Origin of the sequence: Fundicoccus sp. Sow4_F4, from assembly GCF_052116145.1 — a bacterium.
Classification (GTDB): Bacteria; Bacillota; Bacilli; order Lactobacillales; family Aerococcaceae; genus Fundicoccus.
On sequence record NZ_JBQKLQ010000005.1, the window covers coordinates 104,148 to 123,404 of the forward strand.

At 37.5% G+C, this 19,257-nt stretch carries 17 protein-coding genes, 1 pseudogene, 1 riboswitch and 1 other annotated feature; of the genes and pseudogenes, 5 read left to right on the forward strand and 13 right to left on the reverse strand.

Annotated elements, in window-relative coordinates; translation table 11 throughout:
• Window positions 1-3: 3 nt before the first annotated feature.
• Window positions 4-146: riboswitch (adenosylcobalamin (AdoCbl) riboswitch) on the reverse strand.
• Between the two features lie 382 nt (window positions 147-528).
• From ACTQ5J_RS08765 to ACTQ5J_RS08780, 4 genes are all read right to left on the reverse strand, one after another.
• Window positions 529-870 (reverse strand): putative quinol monooxygenase, encoded by a 342-nt coding sequence (locus tag ACTQ5J_RS08765; RefSeq protein ID WP_441752412.1) that lies wholly within the window; start codon window positions 868-870, stop codon window positions 529-531.
• Window positions 871-1,001: 131 nt separating this feature from the next.
• Window positions 1,002-2,432: a 6-phospho-beta-glucosidase gene (locus ACTQ5J_RS08770; protein ID WP_441752413.1), complete on the reverse strand. Its 1,431-nt coding sequence runs from the start codon at window positions 2,430-2,432 to the stop codon at window positions 1,002-1,004.
• Window positions 2,433-2,486: 54 nt separating this feature from the next.
• Window positions 2,487-3,911: a glycoside hydrolase family 1 protein gene (locus tag ACTQ5J_RS08775; protein ID WP_441752414.1), complete on the reverse strand. Its 1,425-nt coding sequence runs from the start codon at window positions 3,909-3,911 to the stop codon at window positions 2,487-2,489.
• Window positions 3,912-3,941: 30 nt separating this feature from the next.
• Window positions 3,942-4,781, reverse strand: a complete 840-nt coding sequence (locus ACTQ5J_RS08780) for an HAD family hydrolase (RefSeq protein ID WP_441752415.1) — start codon at window positions 4,779-4,781, stop codon at window positions 3,942-3,944.
• A gap of 175 nt (window positions 4,782-4,956) precedes the next feature.
• Between ACTQ5J_RS08780 and ACTQ5J_RS08785 the strand changes: the two genes are divergently transcribed.
• Window positions 4,957-5,871, forward strand: coding sequence for a MurR/RpiR family transcriptional regulator (locus ACTQ5J_RS08785; RefSeq protein ID WP_441752416.1), 915 nt, complete (start codon window positions 4,957-4,959; stop codon window positions 5,869-5,871).
• Window positions 5,872-6,003: 132 nt separating this feature from the next.
• Here the strand turns inward: ACTQ5J_RS08785 and rsgA are convergent, their stop codons facing one another.
• Window positions 6,004-6,978, reverse strand: coding sequence for a ribosome small subunit-dependent GTPase A (rsgA, locus tag ACTQ5J_RS08790; protein WP_441752417.1), 975 nt, complete (start codon window positions 6,976-6,978; stop codon window positions 6,004-6,006).
• 585 nt (window positions 6,979-7,563) lie between these two features.
• Here rsgA and ACTQ5J_RS08795 point away from each other — a divergent pair.
• Window positions 7,564-8,286, forward strand: coding sequence for a YoaK family protein (locus ACTQ5J_RS08795; protein WP_441752418.1), 723 nt, complete (start codon window positions 7,564-7,566; stop codon window positions 8,284-8,286).
• A gap of 99 nt (window positions 8,287-8,385) precedes the next feature.
• On the opposite strand, the gene ACTQ5J_RS08800 is transcribed toward ACTQ5J_RS08795, so the two are convergent.
• Window positions 8,386-8,862 (reverse strand): GNAT family N-acetyltransferase, encoded by a 477-nt coding sequence (locus ACTQ5J_RS08800; RefSeq protein ID WP_441752419.1) that lies wholly within the window; start codon window positions 8,860-8,862, stop codon window positions 8,386-8,388.
• 434 nt (window positions 8,863-9,296) lie between these two features.
• On the opposite strand from ACTQ5J_RS08800, the gene ACTQ5J_RS08805 reads away from it, so the two are divergent.
• From ACTQ5J_RS08805 to ACTQ5J_RS08815, 3 genes are all read left to right on the forward strand, one after another.
• Window positions 9,297-9,713 (forward strand): Rrf2 family transcriptional regulator, encoded by a 417-nt coding sequence (locus tag ACTQ5J_RS08805; protein WP_441752420.1) that lies wholly within the window; start codon window positions 9,297-9,299, stop codon window positions 9,711-9,713.
• A 73-nt stretch (window positions 9,714-9,786) separates the two neighbouring features.
• A complete protein-coding gene (locus ACTQ5J_RS08810; RefSeq protein ID WP_441752421.1) occupies window positions 9,787-10,689 on the forward strand; it encodes an NAD(P)/FAD-dependent oxidoreductase in 903 nt (300 codons plus the stop codon).
• Window positions 10,690-10,701: 12 nt separating this feature from the next.
• The gene (locus ACTQ5J_RS08815; protein WP_441752422.1) at window positions 10,702-11,289 is read left to right on the forward strand and encodes a class I SAM-dependent DNA methyltransferase; all 588 of its coding nucleotides are present in this window, start codon (window positions 10,702-10,704) and stop codon (window positions 11,287-11,289) included.
• A 171-nt stretch (window positions 11,290-11,460) separates the two neighbouring features.
• Here the strand turns inward: ACTQ5J_RS08815 and ACTQ5J_RS08820 are convergent, their stop codons facing one another.
• The 7 genes and pseudogenes from ACTQ5J_RS08820 to ACTQ5J_RS08850 all read right to left on the reverse strand — a co-directional run bounded on the left by ACTQ5J_RS08820 (window position 11,461) and on the right by ACTQ5J_RS08850 (window position 17,990).
• Complete coding sequence (locus ACTQ5J_RS08820) at window positions 11,461-12,276, reverse strand: MetQ/NlpA family ABC transporter substrate-binding protein (RefSeq protein ID WP_441752423.1); 816 nt, start codon at window positions 12,274-12,276, stop codon at window positions 11,461-11,463.
• A 45-nt stretch (window positions 12,277-12,321) separates the two neighbouring features.
• Window positions 12,322-12,792: an S-ribosylhomocysteine lyase gene (locus ACTQ5J_RS08825; protein ID WP_441752424.1), complete on the reverse strand. Its 471-nt coding sequence runs from the start codon at window positions 12,790-12,792 to the stop codon at window positions 12,322-12,324.
• Window positions 12,792-14,012 (reverse strand): M20 metallopeptidase family protein, encoded by a 1,221-nt coding sequence (locus ACTQ5J_RS08830; protein WP_441752425.1) that lies wholly within the window; start codon window positions 14,010-14,012, stop codon window positions 12,792-12,794. Before ACTQ5J_RS08830 ends, ACTQ5J_RS08825 begins: the two co-directional genes overlap by 1 nt.
• 13 nt (window positions 14,013-14,025) lie before the next feature.
• The gene (locus ACTQ5J_RS08835; protein ID WP_441752426.1) at window positions 14,026-14,778 is read right to left on the reverse strand and encodes an SDR family NAD(P)-dependent oxidoreductase; all 753 of its coding nucleotides are present in this window, start codon (window positions 14,776-14,778) and stop codon (window positions 14,026-14,028) included.
• Between the two features lie 227 nt (window positions 14,779-15,005).
• Window positions 15,006-15,247, reverse strand: a binding site (T-box leader).
• A 543-nt stretch (window positions 15,248-15,790) separates the two neighbouring features.
• A pseudogene (gene fic / locus ACTQ5J_RS08840) lies at window positions 15,791-16,411 on the reverse strand (protein adenylyltransferase Fic).
• Between the two features lie 221 nt (window positions 16,412-16,632).
• Window positions 16,633-17,001 (reverse strand): histidine phosphatase family protein, encoded by a 369-nt coding sequence (locus ACTQ5J_RS08845; RefSeq protein WP_441752427.1) that lies wholly within the window; start codon window positions 16,999-17,001, stop codon window positions 16,633-16,635.
• 602 nt (window positions 17,002-17,603) lie between these two features.
• The gene (locus ACTQ5J_RS08850) at window positions 17,604-17,990 is read right to left on the reverse strand and encodes a hypothetical protein (RefSeq protein WP_441752428.1); all 387 of its coding nucleotides are present in this window, start codon (window positions 17,988-17,990) and stop codon (window positions 17,604-17,606) included.
• Between the last annotated feature and the right edge of the window lie 1,267 nt (window positions 17,991-19,257).

Sequence of the window (19,257 nt, forward strand, 5' to 3'; positions counted from 1 at the left end):
ATATAAACAAATGTTACAAAACCCTGAGATGTAACAATTATTGTTCATAGATGGAGATCTGACTTGCCATTAAATAATGGCTCACAGTAGCATAGGGACTGTGCTGGATTTACACCAGCTTCACCTTAATCTAGATTTACTGCAAGTCTATTTGACCAACACTGAAATAATTGATTATCTAGACAAGTAAGCAAGAGAAAAACCCGAGATTACATCATCGTAATCTCGGGTTTTTCTAATTTTTAAATTTATTTCTGTCAGTTACTTTATCCGCATCATCATTTTAAGATCTGTATTAATCACGAACGCCCTACCTTTGTACTGATTTTATCATGCTTTACAAACTCGCATCGTGTGCTTCAACAAATAAGTGATAAGGACATGGAAATTTACCTGACCAAATATTACTTACTTAAACTTTCGCTTATAATCGCACTCTTTATCTCACTGTCATACTCCAACAGATAATTTCTATCATCTAGATAAATCATGATATGCCTGTCTGGAATCTTCTCTTGAAATTGCAGTTTAGTCCGCTTGCGACTCGCGAATGAAGGTCGCATCATATTCGGGAATTCCATTAGTGTCACTAACGAATCGTTCGACGGTCATCGTCAAGCCATATTTCTCTCGCAAGGCAATGATTTCATCCATCATCGGGGACTGGTGATGCGCATCGAGTGATGATTGCTTAGCCCATGCATCGATTAAAAGAATTGTTTCTGGTTGGCCAAGTGGCGTGAAGTACTCATAGCGTAAGTTGCCTGTTTGTTGACGAATCCGATCAACTAGTCCTTTTTCTTTCATCTCACGGGCAAATTGCTGGGCCTTATCTGCTTTTCCAGTGTAATAAATATTGATGCTTATCATACTCAAACTCCTTTCTGTAGAATAATTATTCTCCTTTCTGAGATAGAACTTCTTTGAAAAAATTTTTTAGAACAAATACGACTCACTATCCCGCGTTGCCGTAAGATTGTGAGTCGCATTCTAGCATTTGATTAAATAGTTTCGCCGTTTGAGGCAATCACTTGCTTGTACCATTCAAATGATTTTTTCTTCGTACGGTTCAAGCTACCATTACCTGCATCATCGCGGTCCACATAAACGAAGCCATAACGTTTCGACATTTCGCCTGTCGAAGCAGACACAAGATCAATCGGTGCCCAACTCGTGTAGCCCATTAAGTCAACACCATCCAATGTCACAGCATCCCTCATAGCACTGATGTGATCGCGTAGATAATTAATACGGTAATCATCTGCAACATAGCCATTCTCGTCCGGTTTATCAATGGCACCTAAACCATTTTCAACAACGAAAAGTGGTTTTTGGTAGCGGTCATAGATTTCGTTCATCGTCGTACGCAAGCCTAATGGATCAATTGGCCAGCCCCACTCACTGACTTCTAAGTACGGATTTTTTTGACCAACAATAATATTACCTGAGGCCTTTTCGTGCATCTCAATATTATCCGGATGAACGGACATATTTGACGTATAGTATGAGAACGTAATGTAGTCGACCGTGTGTTTGTTCAACAACTCCTTGTCGCCTTCTACAAAAGGAATCACAATACCTTCGCGCTCAAAGGATTTAAGAGCATAGGCTGGGTAAGCTCCACGTGCTTGCACGTCCACGAAGAAATAGTTATTGCGGTTATCCTGCTGGGCTTGGAAAACATCTTTAGGATTGGGTGAAGCTGGATAGAATGTCCCTGCCGCCAACATACTGCCTACCCTAATGTTTGGATCAATCTCGCGAGCAATCTTCGTTGCGAGTGCACTTGCGACCAGTTCATGGTGAATCGCTGAGTATTTCGCTTGCTTTTCATTCTCGCCAGGTTCGAACGTTAGACCCGCACCCATAAATGGTAAATGAAGAATAATGTTAATCTCATTAAAGGTAATCCAGTAACGGACTAGACCTTTGTAACGTGTGAATAAAGCGCGTACTAAGTTCGCATAAAAATCCACAACTTGACGGTTTTTCCAGCCACCATATTCTTTAATTAAATGAATTGGCATATCAAAGTGAGTAATAGTCACTAAAGGCTCGATGTTATGCTTCTTCAGTTCTTTGAAAACATTCTCGTAAAACTTTAGTCCTTCTTCGTTTGGCTCAGCTTCATCTCCCATAGGGAAAATTCGGCTCCAAGCAATACTCATTCTGAACACTTTAAAGCCCATTTCAGCATAAAGAGCGATATCTTCCTTATAGCGGTGGTAGAAATCCACACCAACTTTTGCTGGATAGTGATGTGCCTCATCAAAGGCTAAGTGAAGTTTTTTACCTAAGCCAATTGGGAAACGGTCCTCGCCGTGTGGCATGACATCGACGTTCGCCAAGCCGCGTCCACCTTCATTGTAGCCACCTTCGTACTGGTTAGCAGCTGTAGCGCCACCCCATAGAAAATCTTTTGGAAAGCCCATTAATTATTCCTCCTATTATAAGTGAGAGTTTGTCTTGATTGGTTAATTAGTCATTTACTCAGCGTCGTATAAACTTGCCCCATTCGTGCCGATCACTTCTTTATACCAGTTGAAAGATTTTTTCTTATAACGCTTCAAGCTACCTTCTCCATCATCATTGCGGTCAACATAGATAAAGCCGTAACGTTTAGACATTTGAGCGGTTGACATGGATACAAAGTCAATCGGTCCCCAAGAAGTATAACCAAGCAATTCTACGCCATCTTCAATTGCTTCGCCAACTTGTTGTAAGTGAGCTTTCAAGTAAGCAATTCGGTAATCGTCTTCAACGGTAAAGCTACCTGCGCCATCTTCAATCAGTACATCTTTGGCACCTAAGCCATTCTCAACAATGAAGAGTGGCAATTGATATCGATCCCAGAAATCATTTAAAACAAGGCGTAGGCCAATTGGGTCAATTTGCCAGCCCCACTCTGAAGAGTCTAAGTATGGATTTTCTAACCCTCGGAAAATATTGCCTTCACCACTCTGATAAGTTTCAGAATCATGAGCTTGAACTAATGAGACGTAATAAGAGAATGAAATGAAGTCGACCGTATGTTCTTTTAAGATTGCGGCATCATTTTCACCAAATTTAATTTCAATGCCTTGTTCGCGCAAATGACGTTTTAAATAACCTGGGTATTCGCCACGAACATGGATATCTGTAAAGGCATAGTTCTCATTCATAAAGTCTCTAACCGCTAGTTGGTCTTTAGGCTTTGGCGTCATTGGGTAAGTTGGCATCGAAATGACCATACAACCGACTTGCATCTCAGGATTAATCTCTTTAGCAATTTTAGTAGCTGCTGCAGAGGCAACTAATTGGTTATGAGCCGCTTGCCATTTATCAGCTAAAGTAACTTCCATTTCCTCTGGAAAAATAGCGCCGTTAGCTGGTGCGCTTATGATTGAATTAACTTCATTAAATGTTAACCAATATTTTACTTTATCTTGATAACGTTCAAAGACTGTCCGAGCATATGTTTCAAAGAAGCCAATCACTTTACGGTCAATCCAACCACGATAGTTACGAGCTAAATTCAGAGGTGGTTCATAATGCGACAAGGTCACTAATGGCTCCATGCCATGCTTATGCAGTTCATCAAACAAATCATCATAGAATTGTAGTCCTTCTTCGTTTGGTTGGGCGTCGTCACCGTTTGGATAAATTCTTGACCAAGAAATCGATAGGCGGAAGACTTTGAAGCCCATTTGTGCCATTAAAGCTATATCTTCTTTGTAACGATGGTAGAAATCAATTCCTTTTAATTTTAAGTTCTCTTCTGTTGGTTCTAGAGTGGGTGCTGTCATTAAGCCTTTTGGCATCACATCTTGCACACTCAGTCCACGCCCACCCTCGTTATAAGCGCCTTCTAATTGGTTTGCGGCTGTAGCCCCTCCCCATAAGAAATTTTCTGGAAATTTTGGTGTTGTCATAATATATTTGCTCCCTTCAATTCTAAGTAACTAAATTAAACCAAAGTGTTTAAACGCATTATATAAACCATCATCTGAAACTGCATCCGTCACGTAGTCAGCCATGGCTTTTATTTCTTCGCCACCACTAGCTACCGCAACTCCAACTTCAGCATACTCCAACATTGGAATGTCCACTTTGGCATCCCCTACCGCCATTGTATGTTTAGGATTTAACTTATGATGGCTTTCTAAAAATTCTAAAGCTGTCCGTTTATTTATCCCGCCACGCGCCACATCACCGAACAAGGCATGCTCACCTTTACCACCCCAAGAATTCACTTGAAAATCAGCAAAGTATTCCGTCGCATCTAAGTAGTCTTGATAAGTATTTAAGATAAACGATATTTTATTGACATCCTCACGTACAGGCTCTGTACCGTAAATCATATAGGGGAAGGCGTCATCCACTGAGAATGTTTCATCCGTTTCCACACCTTTACCTTCAACATAAGCACGCATGGTTTCTTTGCCACGTTTTTTAAAATTAGTCGAAGCATACAGTCCTGAATTGGCTTCTACATAATATTCCAAGCCTCTTTCATGAAGCCAGTCGACAATCTTTTTGACATCCTCGACTGGAATTGCTAAATGCATTAACGCTTCATTATTTGCCTCAATATAGTTTCCGTTACCTCCAACATAGCCATCTAAGCCGATGCCTAAAATTTCTTCGTACATTTCTGCTTTAGACCGTCCGGTCACCGCATACACCTTATGCCCGTTAGCACGAGCCTCTTTAATTGCTTGCACAGCAGATGCCGGCAGATGGTTATTATAATCAACTAACGTTCCATCCACATCGATAAATATATACCAATTTTCATTCATGTAAACATGCCCCTTTCAAATAGACTTTCCCTTAACTCTAAGTTAACTGAAATGCGATGCCAATTTCAATCAAACTGCCGTAATTATTCACTTTGACACAGCGATTCTAGGAATACACAGTGTTTTTGTGTATAATGAACACAAATCAATACACTTTATGTGTACAGGAGGGCTTATGTTAATAATTGAGCACTTAAGAGCCATGACTTTTTCAGACGCAGAAAATCAAATTGCAGATTATCTCATCCGACACCCACATGAATTAGACCAATTGACGACGCAAAATTTAGCAAGCTTTACACACACGAACCCCAACTCTGTGATTCGCTTAGCCAAGAAACTTGGCTTTGATGGCTGGACGAGTCTTCGCACGGAATACCAAAAGGAATGGCAATACCTCAACAGCCACTTCAATGTCATTGACGCCAATATTCCTTTCGATCACACAGACGATGTCATTACCATCATGCATAAATTAGCCCAACTCGAACAGAATACGATTTCAGATACCGTGAGCTTAGTTGAAAGAGAGTCCCTTGTTAAAGCTCAGAAGCTTCTACTCGACGCTAAGCAAATTATTATCTTTGCTTCACTGACGAATGCTAAAATCGCGACGGACTTTGTGACTAAAATGCGACGGATTGGTATGCCGGTCACCCTTTCGAGTGAATTCGATATCAGTGTCTATGAAGCCTACAATGCCAGCCCAGATACGTGTGGCTTGATTATTTCTTATACTGGAGAAAACGCGACTTATGTGCATTGCGGGAAGTTCCTGAAGCAAAAAGGTGCCAGAATACTATCGCTCACGAATATGGGTGACAACCAAATTGCCCGGATGAGTGACTGCAATCTCAGCATCACGACACGTGAACGTCTCTACTCTAAAATCGGTAACTTCACGTCCAATACTTCAATTATCTATTTATTGGACCTATTGTATTCGGTGGTCTTCGCTGCCAATTACCAGAAAAACCTAGATCATTTGATTCAAATTGGCCAAGCTTATGACAGCCGTACAACGACCAACACGATGATTGAAGAAGTAATCAGCCCTTCGGGACAAGCAGCGAAAGAAAATTTGGAGTAACTTTCGCTAATCCCTTATAAAGTATCAAAAGAACACGCCATCTTTAAAGATAACGTGTTCTTTTTCTTTTGGTGGAATGAACACTATATAGTCGTCTCAAAACCGTTAGCCACTAAAGCTTATTGTGATCATTCACCCTTTTTTTCTATTCTTATCTCGGATATATCTTTCGTAGCCTTCTCTTTTCTTTTTCTGATAGAGAAACCTTGCATACATCTCAGAATCTAATCTTTGATTTTTTATAGCTGACTTCACAGCACATCCTGGTTCACTTTGATGCTTACAATCATTAAATTTACACTCTACTGCTAATCGACTAATATCCTCAAAGAGTATTTCAGAGTCAATTTCTCTTGATGTTTGAATACCTTTAAATCCTGGACTATCTATTAAATATGATTCAGTACTTGTGGCATGATACATTTTAGTCGCAGTGGTCGTATGTTTTCCTTTTCCATCCATTCGAACGTCGTTAGTAATAATTGACACTTTATTTAATAAATAATTGGTTAAGGTGGATTTTCCCACACCTGATGATCCAACCAATAGTGCCGTTTCGCCTGGTTCAAATAATGTGTTTAAATGAAGCAAACTTTCCTCATTTAAAATAGAATAAGAACAGATTCTTAAATGAGGATACACCCGTGATACATCTTCTAATATCTTTTCTGTTTTTAATTGATAATCATTTTTAGAAATAAGTATCTTAATATCCTTTACCATCCCTGAAAATACCATGAGATAGCGTTCTAGCTTGCTTAATGTAAATCGTTGATCAGCGGCAATTAAAATAAATAATTGATCTACATTAGTCGCTAGAATTTGTTCCTCTACATGAAACAAAAAATCTTTACTCGTTGTGTTACGCGCCTTGGATATTACATTTTCTCTAGTTAAACAGTGCGTAATAAATAGCTGATTATCAACGGTGGTGACACTCACAAAATCTCCGACATAATAATCTTTATCGTTAGTAGTAATAGCCTGGAGGTGGTCTCCTTTGTGATTCACTACTTGATAAACATTTCGATTTTTTTCAGTGATTCTTACGATATCTGCTATAACAAACCCATGTTTTATACAATATGCATTAATTCCAAAATCCATCTTTTCCCTCAATTCATATAAAAAGCTCATGTTCAAAATTTCCAACAGTCTGTTAGTCACGACTACAAAGAAAATTTCAAAAATGAGCATTAATCATAATGAATTTAATTTTACACACAGTGAAGTATGAGATTAATGAAATAGACTTTGTATATTATTTTTTTCATTATCTCACCCTCTTTCTAGATAGATAGATTCTAACGTCCTATCGCTAAATACATAGTAACAAAAGTTATAAAATTAAGCTAATTATAAGCGTGCATAATTAGTCTCTCTTTTCGAGTCACACAACACGAGTGGACAAATAATCCAAGTTTAAAACGAACACTGCCAGAAACGATTCACTCTGTTAATCAGGAATTTAATAAACACAGGATACTCTTGAATCTCAGAGTATTCTATATTCTGATGTCACATGACTATCAAGAATACTAACTTTCTATGCCGGAATATCTCTTCTACCTCAGTAAGATTAAAATTTGACACTTTTACTTTCATTAGATTATTATCAGTGTCTATTTGACCACATCTCAAGGAATGCGATAGAATGTAGACTATACAGCACTAGGAATAGAAGGGATTTATTTGAGAAAAAAAGCACTAAAGTTTCAGTTCACTAGTTGGATTTTTTTATTATCCGCCATTGCGGGTTTTATGAATGCTACATCTATAATCTTATTCTCGGCAACTAGTTCCCATCATACAGGTAATTTGACGCATGGTATGATTGTGTTGCTCGAAGGAAATTACGAGAAATTTATTCACTTGTTAATGATTTTACTCGCTTTTTTCCTGGGAAGTCTCTTGAGTGGCTTTTTGTTTCCAGCACAAGTATTTAAATTAACGCGTCGTTATGGGTATATTCAATTAGTCTCTGCCTTTGCGATTGCAGTTGCTAGCTTCGTACTTAAAGATCCATTGTGGTATTCTTTAGGCACTGCCATGATTTTAGGCCTTCAAAACGGCATGTTTGTCTATTATAAAGGTATGATTGTCAGGACGACCCATATGTCAGGAAATCTTACCGATGCCGGCTTAGCCATTGGAAGAAGCTTAGCAGGGAAACCCTCCGAACTCTGGAAAGCACGATTTCAATTGATGAATATTTCTTCTTTTGTAATGGGTGCTTTGGTAGGAGCGGTTTTATTACTCCGCACAGAGGTAAACATTTGGTTTGTGGCAAGCAGTCTCTATTTGGTGTCAGGTATCTTATACTTCTTGTTATATCACCACGTAAATTACCTCAAGCTAAGAAATGAACAATTAAAACTTAACGAACACTCCTTATTTGATTTTCTACTCAAGTAAGTAAATGAAATCATCCGAGACTACGAAATGTCATCTCGGATGATTTTGTATGAATACATTTATTTCCTCATAGGACTCATAGGCTGGTTAACTACTCTACTATGCATGAACGTTTTCCCATGACTTCAATAAGCGGATTTCCGTATATATGACGCCACCAGATTCATACTCGAATACGTCGCCTTCCTTAAAACCTGCTCTTTTATACAGTTCAATAGCCTTTGTATTCTCTACTTCTGCACTCGTATACAGTTTTAAGACCTGCGGATAACTTTCTTTGAAACATTTCAAAAATTGCTTTAAAGCTTGTTTCCCAAACCCACGATTCTGATAGGAGTCAGCAATCATAAAACGACTCATTGACCAGCCCTTTATTTCTTCATCGAAATCATACAAGATAAAACCAATCATTTGCGACTGATTATAAATTGCCAAAGGATATAGATTAGGTTCATAGGCAGCTTGAACTAAAGAATACTGATTGGGTGCTACGAACTTTTCTTGACTCTCATTAACCCTTAACTCTATACACTCGTTATAGTTTGATTGATCAATTGAACGGAATTCTATTGTCATTTTTTAGTACCTCTTAAGCATTCTTTCTGTCTTTTGTTATCAAACTATTTATTGATTATTTTGCTGTGATAAAATCCTTTATCTCTCATTACCTGAAATAGTCTGTTCGTTAATAAGTGTTTTTCCTTTAAACCCACACTGACAAAAGCTCGTTTCCCAAAAGAAGTTATCTCTTTCAATAGTATATTACATCCATCGCTTAGTATGAATGATAATAAATAAAAGGATATGGTATCACCCTAACAATACTATTGAATGGGTCCCTAATTTTCGTTCGGAATAGATTTTTATTACCTAGGCTGACAGTTTAACTAAACTTTCGCTTTCTCAATTATTTTATCAGATATAATTGTTCACTAACTATTGACATCTCCTTTCTTTTGCCTTATATTCAATTACAGACAAACAGAGTCTTTAATTAAGGGGGAAACAGTATGAAATATTCAAAAGCCACGAACTATGCGCTCCATTCGATGGTTCATTTAGCGATGGAAACAGATAATGAGGCTGTTCGAGTCGAAGATCTCGCTCAACTTCAAAATCTCTCACCAACCTATTTATCCAAGATTCTCACTAAACTAGCTAAAGCCAACTTGATTCTGTCGACGCCTGGTGTCAATGGTGGCTACCGCTTGCTAAAATCGCCTGAACAAGTAACTTTTCTGGAAATCATTCAAGCAATCGAAGGTCAAGATGCCCTACTCAACTGCACAATGACACTTGAAGGTAAAGGGCATCATCATGAGTGTCTGATTGAAAAAGCAATCGCCGATGCCGAAGATAAGATGCTTGAAGCCCTGTCACACAAGACAATTGCTGGAATTTTAGCACAAATGCCCGTTAAGGATTAGCTTATGGCTAATTCTCACCCCAATTACAGACAATCTGAGTCTTTAATAGGAAGCTATACGAGGAGGAAATAATATGTTCGATGTTGTGATTATCGGTGGAGGGCCTGCCGGAATGAGTGCCGCCTTAGTTGCCGGAAGAGGTAAACAGAATGTGTTACTGATTGATGAAGAAAAACCACGAAATGCGGTGACAAAAGAATCGCACGCCTTCTTAACACGAGATGGAATTAAACCAGAAGAGTTTAGAGAAAAAGGCAGACAGGATTTACTAAAATATCCTAGTATTTCAATTAAAAATGACCGCGTCCGAGCAATCGTAAAGTTAACTGATGACTCCTTTGAATTGACTACTCAGTCCGGTGTTAACATTCACACTAAAAATATTGTACTCGCCACTGGTTTAAAGGAAACACTTCCCGACGTAAAAAGCATTGAACATTATTATGGGACGAGTATTTTTTCTTGCCCATTCTGCGACGGTTGGGAGATGAAAGAACATTCTCTTATCCTCATCATCGAATCCATACAAGCATTTCACCTGACCAAATTATTAAAGAATTGGACTGATGATCTCGTCATAGCTACTAACGGGAACTATTTTTTAAATAGTGAGCAGAAAGAAAATCTAGCACTAAATAATATTCGCCTTATCGAAGATAAAATCGTCGAACTAAAAGGTGATCAGGGTCAATTACAAAGCGTAACCTTCGAAACTGGCGAAGAACTAGTGCGAACAGGCGGTTTCTGTGCGACTGTATTAGATAATACACTGCCATTCATTGAACAACTAGGCATTGAAGTCAATGACTTCGGTTATATTACAACTGATATGATGGGACATACGAGTATCCCGGGTATTTATGCAGCTGGTGAAATCACAGGTCCTTCTCAATTAATCGTATCTGCCAGTCAAGGCCATATGGCTGGCATTGGCATTATTGCTGACAGCAGTGAAGCACATTTTCTAACTAAATAAGGAGTGACAGAAATGAATCCTATCGACAAATTCAACCAACTCGCAACACGCTATGATACACCATTAAACATTCAAATGGCACATTTAGCAGTAGAAGCGATCCGTCGTTTTAAAGACAAAGACAAGACAAAAACTGCAGCTGATTTAGGCTGCGGAACTGGGCTTATTGGGCTCGACTTATTAGACGACTTTGACTCCATGCTCTTTGTTGATGGATCTAAGAATATGCTTAAAGCAGTAGAGACAAAATTAAGTCAAAGAAGCGCAACTAATGCGAGCGTTCTGCAATCGGATATGGAAAATGACTTACAACTTCCACGCAAAGTTGATACGCTCATCCTCTCTTTAGTTTTACACCATATAGCTAATCATCAAGAACTATTGTCCAAACTTTATAACAATTTAAATGACAATGGACAACTATTTATTATCGAAATGGAAAAGCAAGACCATAACCATCATGGCATAGATTGCTCTGAATTGGCTACTAACTTGTCAGCTATCGGTTTTCGAAACATTCAATCAGAATCTATTTATGATGCAGCAAAAGAAAATGATTACTATCATGCCTCACGTTTTATAATCAGCGCTAGAAAATAGAAAACTAGACAGAAAGCTTTTCTTTTTTAACAAAATATCACACAAAAACCGATTAAAATGGAATTCCTTTCCACTTTGATCGGTTCTATTGTTACATCAACATGATTAGTGCAAAAAAGTATCTAAAGAAGTTTATAATTACGTTAAACTTAAAATGATTCCTTAGTCTACTTACCAAGCAGGAATCAAAGCATTATCATAATGAGCTAATATGAATTCCGCTACATTGTCTTGCTGAAAAGCTTCAACAATTTTTAAGTATATTTCATTCTCTGCATCTTCTGTACGTGCGACAATAATATTGATATAAGGTTGTAGATCTTCATTATCTGGATCAATGTCTAAAGCGAAAATCGCATCTTTAACTGGATTTAATCCAAAATCTATAGCCAAGTCACTATTCGTAATCCCTGCTGCCAAGTCAGGAAGTGCTTGAGGAATCAATGCCGGATCCGCTTCGACAATATCCAAATTCAAAGGGTTTTCAATAATATCCGTGATATCTGGCAAGAACCCTTTACTTGGATCTACCTTAATCAAGCCGGCTCGGTCTAAGACAATAAGAGCACGTCCCATGTTGGTCACATTGTTGGGAATCGCAATTTGATCACCTTCAGACAGTTCAGATATATCACTAATGTTGTCTGAATAAATATTCATTGGGCTAATAATTGTATTCCCAATGGCAACTAATTCATAGCCTTTATCTGCAATTTCACTATTTAAAAATGCATTGTGTTGGAAGGCAGTTAAATCTAACTCGCCTTCTGCTTGCGCCTGGTTTGCATAAATCCCATCCATGAAACTAACTAATTCAATTTGAATAGCTTCGCCTAAATTTTCTTGGACTAGCTCCCATATAGGGTCAGTTGAGTCACCAATGACACCGACAGTAACCGTCGTTTGTGCACTTGCAGTTCCATTTACAGAAACACTTAAATATATTACCAAACCTAGTATCGCCAATAACTTCTTTAATTTATTCATCTTGTTTTTTCCTCCTTAATGACCTTTAGCGACCGCATGCTAGTATTAATAACTAAAGCTTAAATCTGTCACGCCATCCAATGTCTTCGCATATTTCTCGCTAAAATAGCGTGCCATTGGTAAGTTTTGATCTAAATAGTTACCACAGTCACGAGCTGCTGCACCTGGAATTTCACCTTCATAGGTCGCACAGAAAACAAACGTTTCTTTCAATAATCTTAATGTATCAGCTGGGTTAACTTGATTGGTCAGAATTAAATAAAATCCTGTCCGACAGCCCATTGGTCCAAAATAAATAACTTCATCTTTAAATTCCGCATGATTACGTAAAAAAGTAGCGGCTAAATGTTCGATCGTATGAATTTCTGCTGTATTCAAGACTGGTTCAACGTTCGGGGCCGTAAAACGTAAATCATAAGACTTAATCACTTGCCCTCCGACTTGATCCTCAAGTGATAAATATAAACCTGGTTTCAAATTTAAGTGATCTACTGTAAAACTTGCAATTTTTTCCATTAGTTATGTTCTCCTATCATTGTTAAAGTTATTGTTAAAAACAAGCGAATTCCCCACTTTAAGGCGGTCTCATCGAATGTAAATTTAGGATGATGTAAACCAAAATTGGCTTTAACCTCTCCAGATTCCTTAGGTTCTGCTGCTCCGACCATCGTGAAAGCAACGGGTACCTTTTGAGCGTAAAAAGAAAAATCCTCACCAGCTAAAGTTGGTGTAAAAGGCTCGACAACCTTTCCATAATGCTTACTTAAATTTTCACTTAATTGCTTCACTAGGCGCTCGTCATTGATGAGTGGAGCGGACGGCGCATCCCCTGCTTGCAGACCATCAATCTCAAACGTCGCTTCAAACTCAAAGCCATAGAGCTTGGCATAGCTTTCAAGCGTTTCAATTATGATTTTTCTAATCTCTAATAGAAGCTGCTGATTTAATGTACGGATTGTGCCACCAAAGTTTAAATTATTGGGGATCACATTCGTTGCCTCACCTGAATGAATATAAGTGACAGAAAAAGTATGCGTCTCTAAAGGATTAATCTTGCGACTCAATTGTGTCTTAATCGATGACAATAAATTCAGACTCGCATTAATTGGATCAACCGTCTCATGTGGTCGACCAGCATGTCCGCCTCTACCTCTAATCGTAATATCAAACCAACTGCCGGCAGCCATAATGGGCCCACTCGCTAATTGATATTTGCCAACCTCTAATTCTGGCCATAGATGCAGCGCATAAGCTTCATCAATCGTTTCTAAAAACCCTGTTTTGATTAGTTCCCTTGCACCTGCCACTTCTTCAGCAGCTTGAAAGACAAACACGATGTCTCCTGATAGTCTATCCTGATAAGGCGCTAGTATAGCAAGCACACTAAGCAAGATGGCAGTATGTCCATCATGGCCACAAGCATGCATCAAGCCAGGTTTCAGTGACTTAAAGGGTAGATCGGTCGCTTCCAAAACAGCTAAGGCATCGATATCTGCTCTCAACAAAATCCTTTTTCCAGGATATTTTCCTACTAATGTAGTTTGCACAGTTGTCGGCAGTAGCCTTTCCACAAAGAGACGTTCATTAATTTGTTTGATGGCATGTTCAATGTAATTGGCGGTTTCAAATTCCTCATGGGCTTTCTCAGGATATTGATGTAAGTGACGTCGCCATTTGATTGTTTGTTCCCAAATAGCTTCAATTTCACTCTCAAATAAATCTGATTTATACATCATGTCTCGCCTCCTTTTAATGCATCGTCATCCCGCCGGTAACATTGATTGCTTGTCCCGTCATATAAGAGGATTCACCTCTCGTAAGAAATTCAATCACCCCTACCACGTCAGCCACTTCAGCGGTACGCCCCAATGGAACCTGTGAACAATCTTCTGCATAAACTTCTTCGGCAGTCATCCCTCGTAAAGCCCCACCTTCAATTCTTTCACGATATTTCATTGGCGTTTCGACAATCCCTGGACAGACCGCATTGACCAGAATATCGTTCTTAGCTAATTCTATCGCTGCCGTTTTGGTCAACCCAATCACCGCATGCTTAGAAGCCACATAAGAACTTAGACCACGGTAACCATTCTTACCTGCTTGAGAAGCAATATTAATGATGCGTCCTGGCAATTGTTGCTTAATTAGTGCTTTCGCTACTACTTTCATTAACTCACTCACCGCAAAGACATTAATCTTAAACGTGTCTTCCCAATCCTTCAATTTACTTTCAATCGTAAAATCCATTCTAGATATCCCAGCACAATTGATTAGCACAGTCGGCACACCGTGTTCAGCAATGACTTCTTCAATAGCTTCTGTGATATCATTGACATTCTTTAAATCGATTGCGACTTGGATTTCATTTGGACTTAAACTTTCCGCCTGACTATGTTGACGGTCTAAATTAATTACAAGATGCCCTTCTTTGATAAAATGCTCTACACACCCGCGACCAATTCCTGAATTCCCCCCAGTAACGAGGATCAATTGTTGCTTCATGATGCTCTGCCTCAATTCTCTTCTTTAAAGATTTCTCTGTTATTCTCCGGATCAAATATGCCTAAAAAGTATTTATCATCCAATTATGAAAGAGCAAGCTCGGACTGTTTATTGTTGAGTTCACAATAACACCTCTATTCCCTACGATTTTTTACTAATCAGTTCTCTATCAAATATTTCGACAGACAAAAAAACCGCCCCTTTGAATGCACCATTAATTGGACATACAAAGGGACGGTTCAACCGTGTTACCACCCTAAATTTATAATAACCTCACAGCTATTATCTCAATAAGTGCCATTGATTAATATCAATGAGACCCGGCAATATAACGGTTGCACCCGTTCGAAAAGCGTTAACCTTTCGAAAACTCAGAGCTCATCTTCACTCATTCAATCCATACCCTTTCACACCATCCAGGCTCTCTTAAAAGGACTTCCTCAGTTACTCTTCTCTTCAAAGTAATAATGTTATTAGCTTAATTAAATTAAGATTAGTAATTGAATAAAATATTATCATTTGTCGTTCTGACTGTCAATGACAAATAAATATATTCAACACAAATTACCACTATTGACTATTAGTGCAACTTTGAACGCTGTTTAAATATACTTTACAACATAAGCCACCAATTCTTCTAGAAAGGCTGTTGTTATCAATTTTGTTCGATTGCCGTCATGCGATTAGCACAACTTAGGTTTTTGATACCAAAGAACTATTTGGCATATTTTGTTTGATAAGTGGATTTATTCTTTTGTCATTAGTTTTGTACAGTTCTCTTTTGACTATTTCTGCATATGACATTGTTAATATGAATATAAATTTCGTGACAATGGCTTGTTTCAAAAAAAGTTCAAATTCACGGATAATTCTTATTATAAATATTGATGCTTTCTTATTCTCCAACAGCTATACTATCGCTTCTCAGCTGATTGAGTAACACACGCCACATGTTTCTAGATCCAAGACTTAGTGTGATTTGATCAATTGAGTATTATGTTATTGTTTAAAATTATTCTCTTTCTAAGTCTAATTCTTCTGATTTATAGATAGTATATCCCTCATAATAATATGAGTGGTCAATACCTTTCATATACATTTCTCGATCATCAATTTTGTCAGTCAGTGCATTCTTTAATAGATGCTTAATTTCAATATCTTTAATTGGACTTCGTTCCATCGCTAAAAGGTAATCATCCTTATCAACTAGACTCCAGTTTACCACTTGTCCTAATTCCTTCTTAAAAATTAAATCTAACCAAATTCGCATACTACGACCATTACCTTTTCGAAAAGGATGTGCGATATTCATTTCAACATATTTTTCAACAATCTCATTAAAAGTAGTTTGAGGCATTTTTTCGATATTTTTTAAAGCAACTTCTAAATACATGATAGGTGCAAATCTAAAATTTCCTTTTGTAATATTAACGAGTCGTGTTTGACCAGCAAATTCAAAAATATCACCAAATAAAAGTTGGTGAATCGTGTATAAAGAGTTTACCTCTCCTAGCTTTAACTGATTCAATAAACCACTATCAAATAGTTATATTGCCTTGGTTTTACTCATCATTTCTTCCACTCTTGCTAATTCTACAGAATCAGATATACCTAATATATTTTCTAATACCAAAACTCGCCCTCCTTTTATTTATAGAATCATTAGTATTCTTCAATTATACTAAAAGATCAGCCTTCTGAATATTATAAACATATCCCAAAAGCTGACTTAACAATGATTTACTCTTTAATCTTTTCCATCAGCTATACTATTGCTTCGCAGCAGAGAGAGTAACTCACTCCGTTCGAACTCTCTCAAGTAATACTACACACTCCACATGGTTTAAATGTGCATTATCCTCTAAAATACTCATGCTCAATTCCAATTAACTTGCTTCCATTAAAATTAAATTGTACTAGCCAAGGTATAATTCCTTTAATTTTATTGAAGTCTTCAAATGAAAATTTCCCAGTATAATGATTTATTATCGTAAAGAGAGATGTTCCGTGACTTCCAACAACAATTGATTGTCCCACGTGAATCTCTAACAAATTCTCAAGAGCAGTGACATTCTTTAGTGCAACTTCATTTAAATTCTCACCATCTGAAAACTTATAATTGAAATCTTCCCATTGTTCTTTAGAAAACTCATCAAAATTTTCAATCCACTGGTCAGTAACTTTCCGTTCCCTAAAGTCCTCAACAGTAATTATATTCAACATTTTTTGATTTGATAATGGTTGTATCGTATCTATTGAGCGTTTATAAGGACTGAATACATAGCAGCAAGTTCTATATTTTTAAAGTAATCGATAATTTGTTGACGGTCAGATAGCCCTTTCGGAGAAAGTTCTCTCGTAAAATCATTATGATTATCTAGATTCGATTCGGCATGACGAATAGAATATACAGTGGTTGTCATATTTACACCCTTTTCATGTACTTATTAGATTTTTCAAAACATAAAACAAAATATTGTCACAATTATAAATCAAAAGAAAAACCCACAACTCTACTCCAGTGTCATGGGCTATTTGAATCCGTCTTTCATACTTCCATTTCAATGCCAGATTTAAAGCATATGACAAAGCGGTCATCATAAACAGTAACATTCTGGATAATCTTCCTTACAAGGGTATCATTATATCTCAGAGTACGGTATTTGTTATTACGGATTAATTCTATCAGCTCGTTGATCCTCTCATTCTCACCATTCAAGGATGCTTCTTCAATAAGGACTGTGCTTTTGTAAAAAGGATGACAGCAATGACAGCTGAAAATGCCTCTCTCTTTAGTAAGGCTGTCATGTGGCACCGATTTTTAATTATTTTGGAATAATGTAGGACGTGATTCCCTTGATTTTGGCCGTTTTGCTAGCGCCGGTAAAATTATACACATAGCAAAAATCATAATTTACTTCAGTGCCGATTACTTTTCCATGCACTGATGCCACTCTTCCGTGAGTAATAATATCGTGAAGGATTAATTCGGTGATTTTGCCTTTGTGATATTCGGCCGTCCTAATGAGGATGGCTTTCTTTCCTTCGATTGTGGCCTCTCCAATAATTTCCCAAGTGATTTTATCAGACATATTTTCTTCTAAAATAGCTTCGTCATTGGTTACAAAAGCGAGACTGAAATCTTTCAGAATTAGCTTTCTCGGAGCATTGTCGCATCCGTCAGGCATCGAAAGTTTGATGTTTTTAGTCATACTTGCCTCCTTTAGTGTTTAAATTAGCGTGTTATTTTCCATTGCGATCCATCTTGCATTCTGCGTAAATAGCCCTGACTTCTTTCAGGTCTAGAGTTGTGAGCTATTTACGTTCTTACTTATCTTTCTTTTCCAACAAAGCCAAACACTCTACAAGTATTAAATACATCGTATTAATGTTGATTGATAAGTAGAGATGGTGTTTTAATTTTTGCTTGTATTCCTTTTATCTTTTCTAAAGTCGTCTCTTGCTTCATATCAATTTAATCAAAACCTCAATAAAGATAGCCCTTCTTTTATGTAGAAAATCCGTGACAGTAGACTTGTTTCAATTAACAAGTTCATCATCACGGATAGCTCTTATTACTAATATTGATATTTTCTTATTCCCCAACCTTTTCCATCAATACTATACACTCCACATGGGACGAGTTGATACAATTGATGTATTTGCGAATTTTAACAAAAGGCTCGTATGTGGAAATATGTCGACTATTTCGTACGTTCGTGGGAACATATCCACCAATCGTACCGTTTACGAAAAAGGCACTCTTGCTAGGAGTGCCCTCAATCATAAAAATCGGTGTAATTAATAGTCTTTTTTCTTTACCGGAATCCAGATTTCGCTTCGATACTTTGGATTTCCAGTGTCTGGACTCTCGTTCCACAAAATTTCTGGACCTTCAGTTAACTGAACTGTATACAACAATAACAGCATCTTGTTTTCATTTCAAGTATTTCTAAATAGTCTCCTTTGCTTACATACATCACTCTAAACATCCCCTAAGTCAAGTATATCTAGTTATTTTGACACCCGCATAAATTTATTGACACCCCGCTATTGGAATGACACCCCTAAAATAAAAAAATCTAGCTTTCTTATTCGCTAGAGTCACCTTGATTCATATTCAAATTTCAAAGCCCTTTATTTCAAGCACTTTTCACCCTATTAGGTGTAGGTAATTATATCCATTTGAGTAGAGTCATATCTCCTCCATGCAATAAGGGAAACTTTCTTATATAAATATTCTCATTCTCTGGGAAGTGTATTTCCCCATTATCCATTTCCCAGTTTCACCCCTCTCATATTATTGCTATGTTTTCACTTATCCCTATATCACCACACAAAAAAACAAGGCCTATTCCAAACTATCGATAACATTGAACGATAGATTTTGAATAAGCCTTTGACTTGTTTTTATTAAATTGTCAGAGCTCACAGACTTTATCATATATACTAATCTTACCTGAGCTATACTTGTTTGTT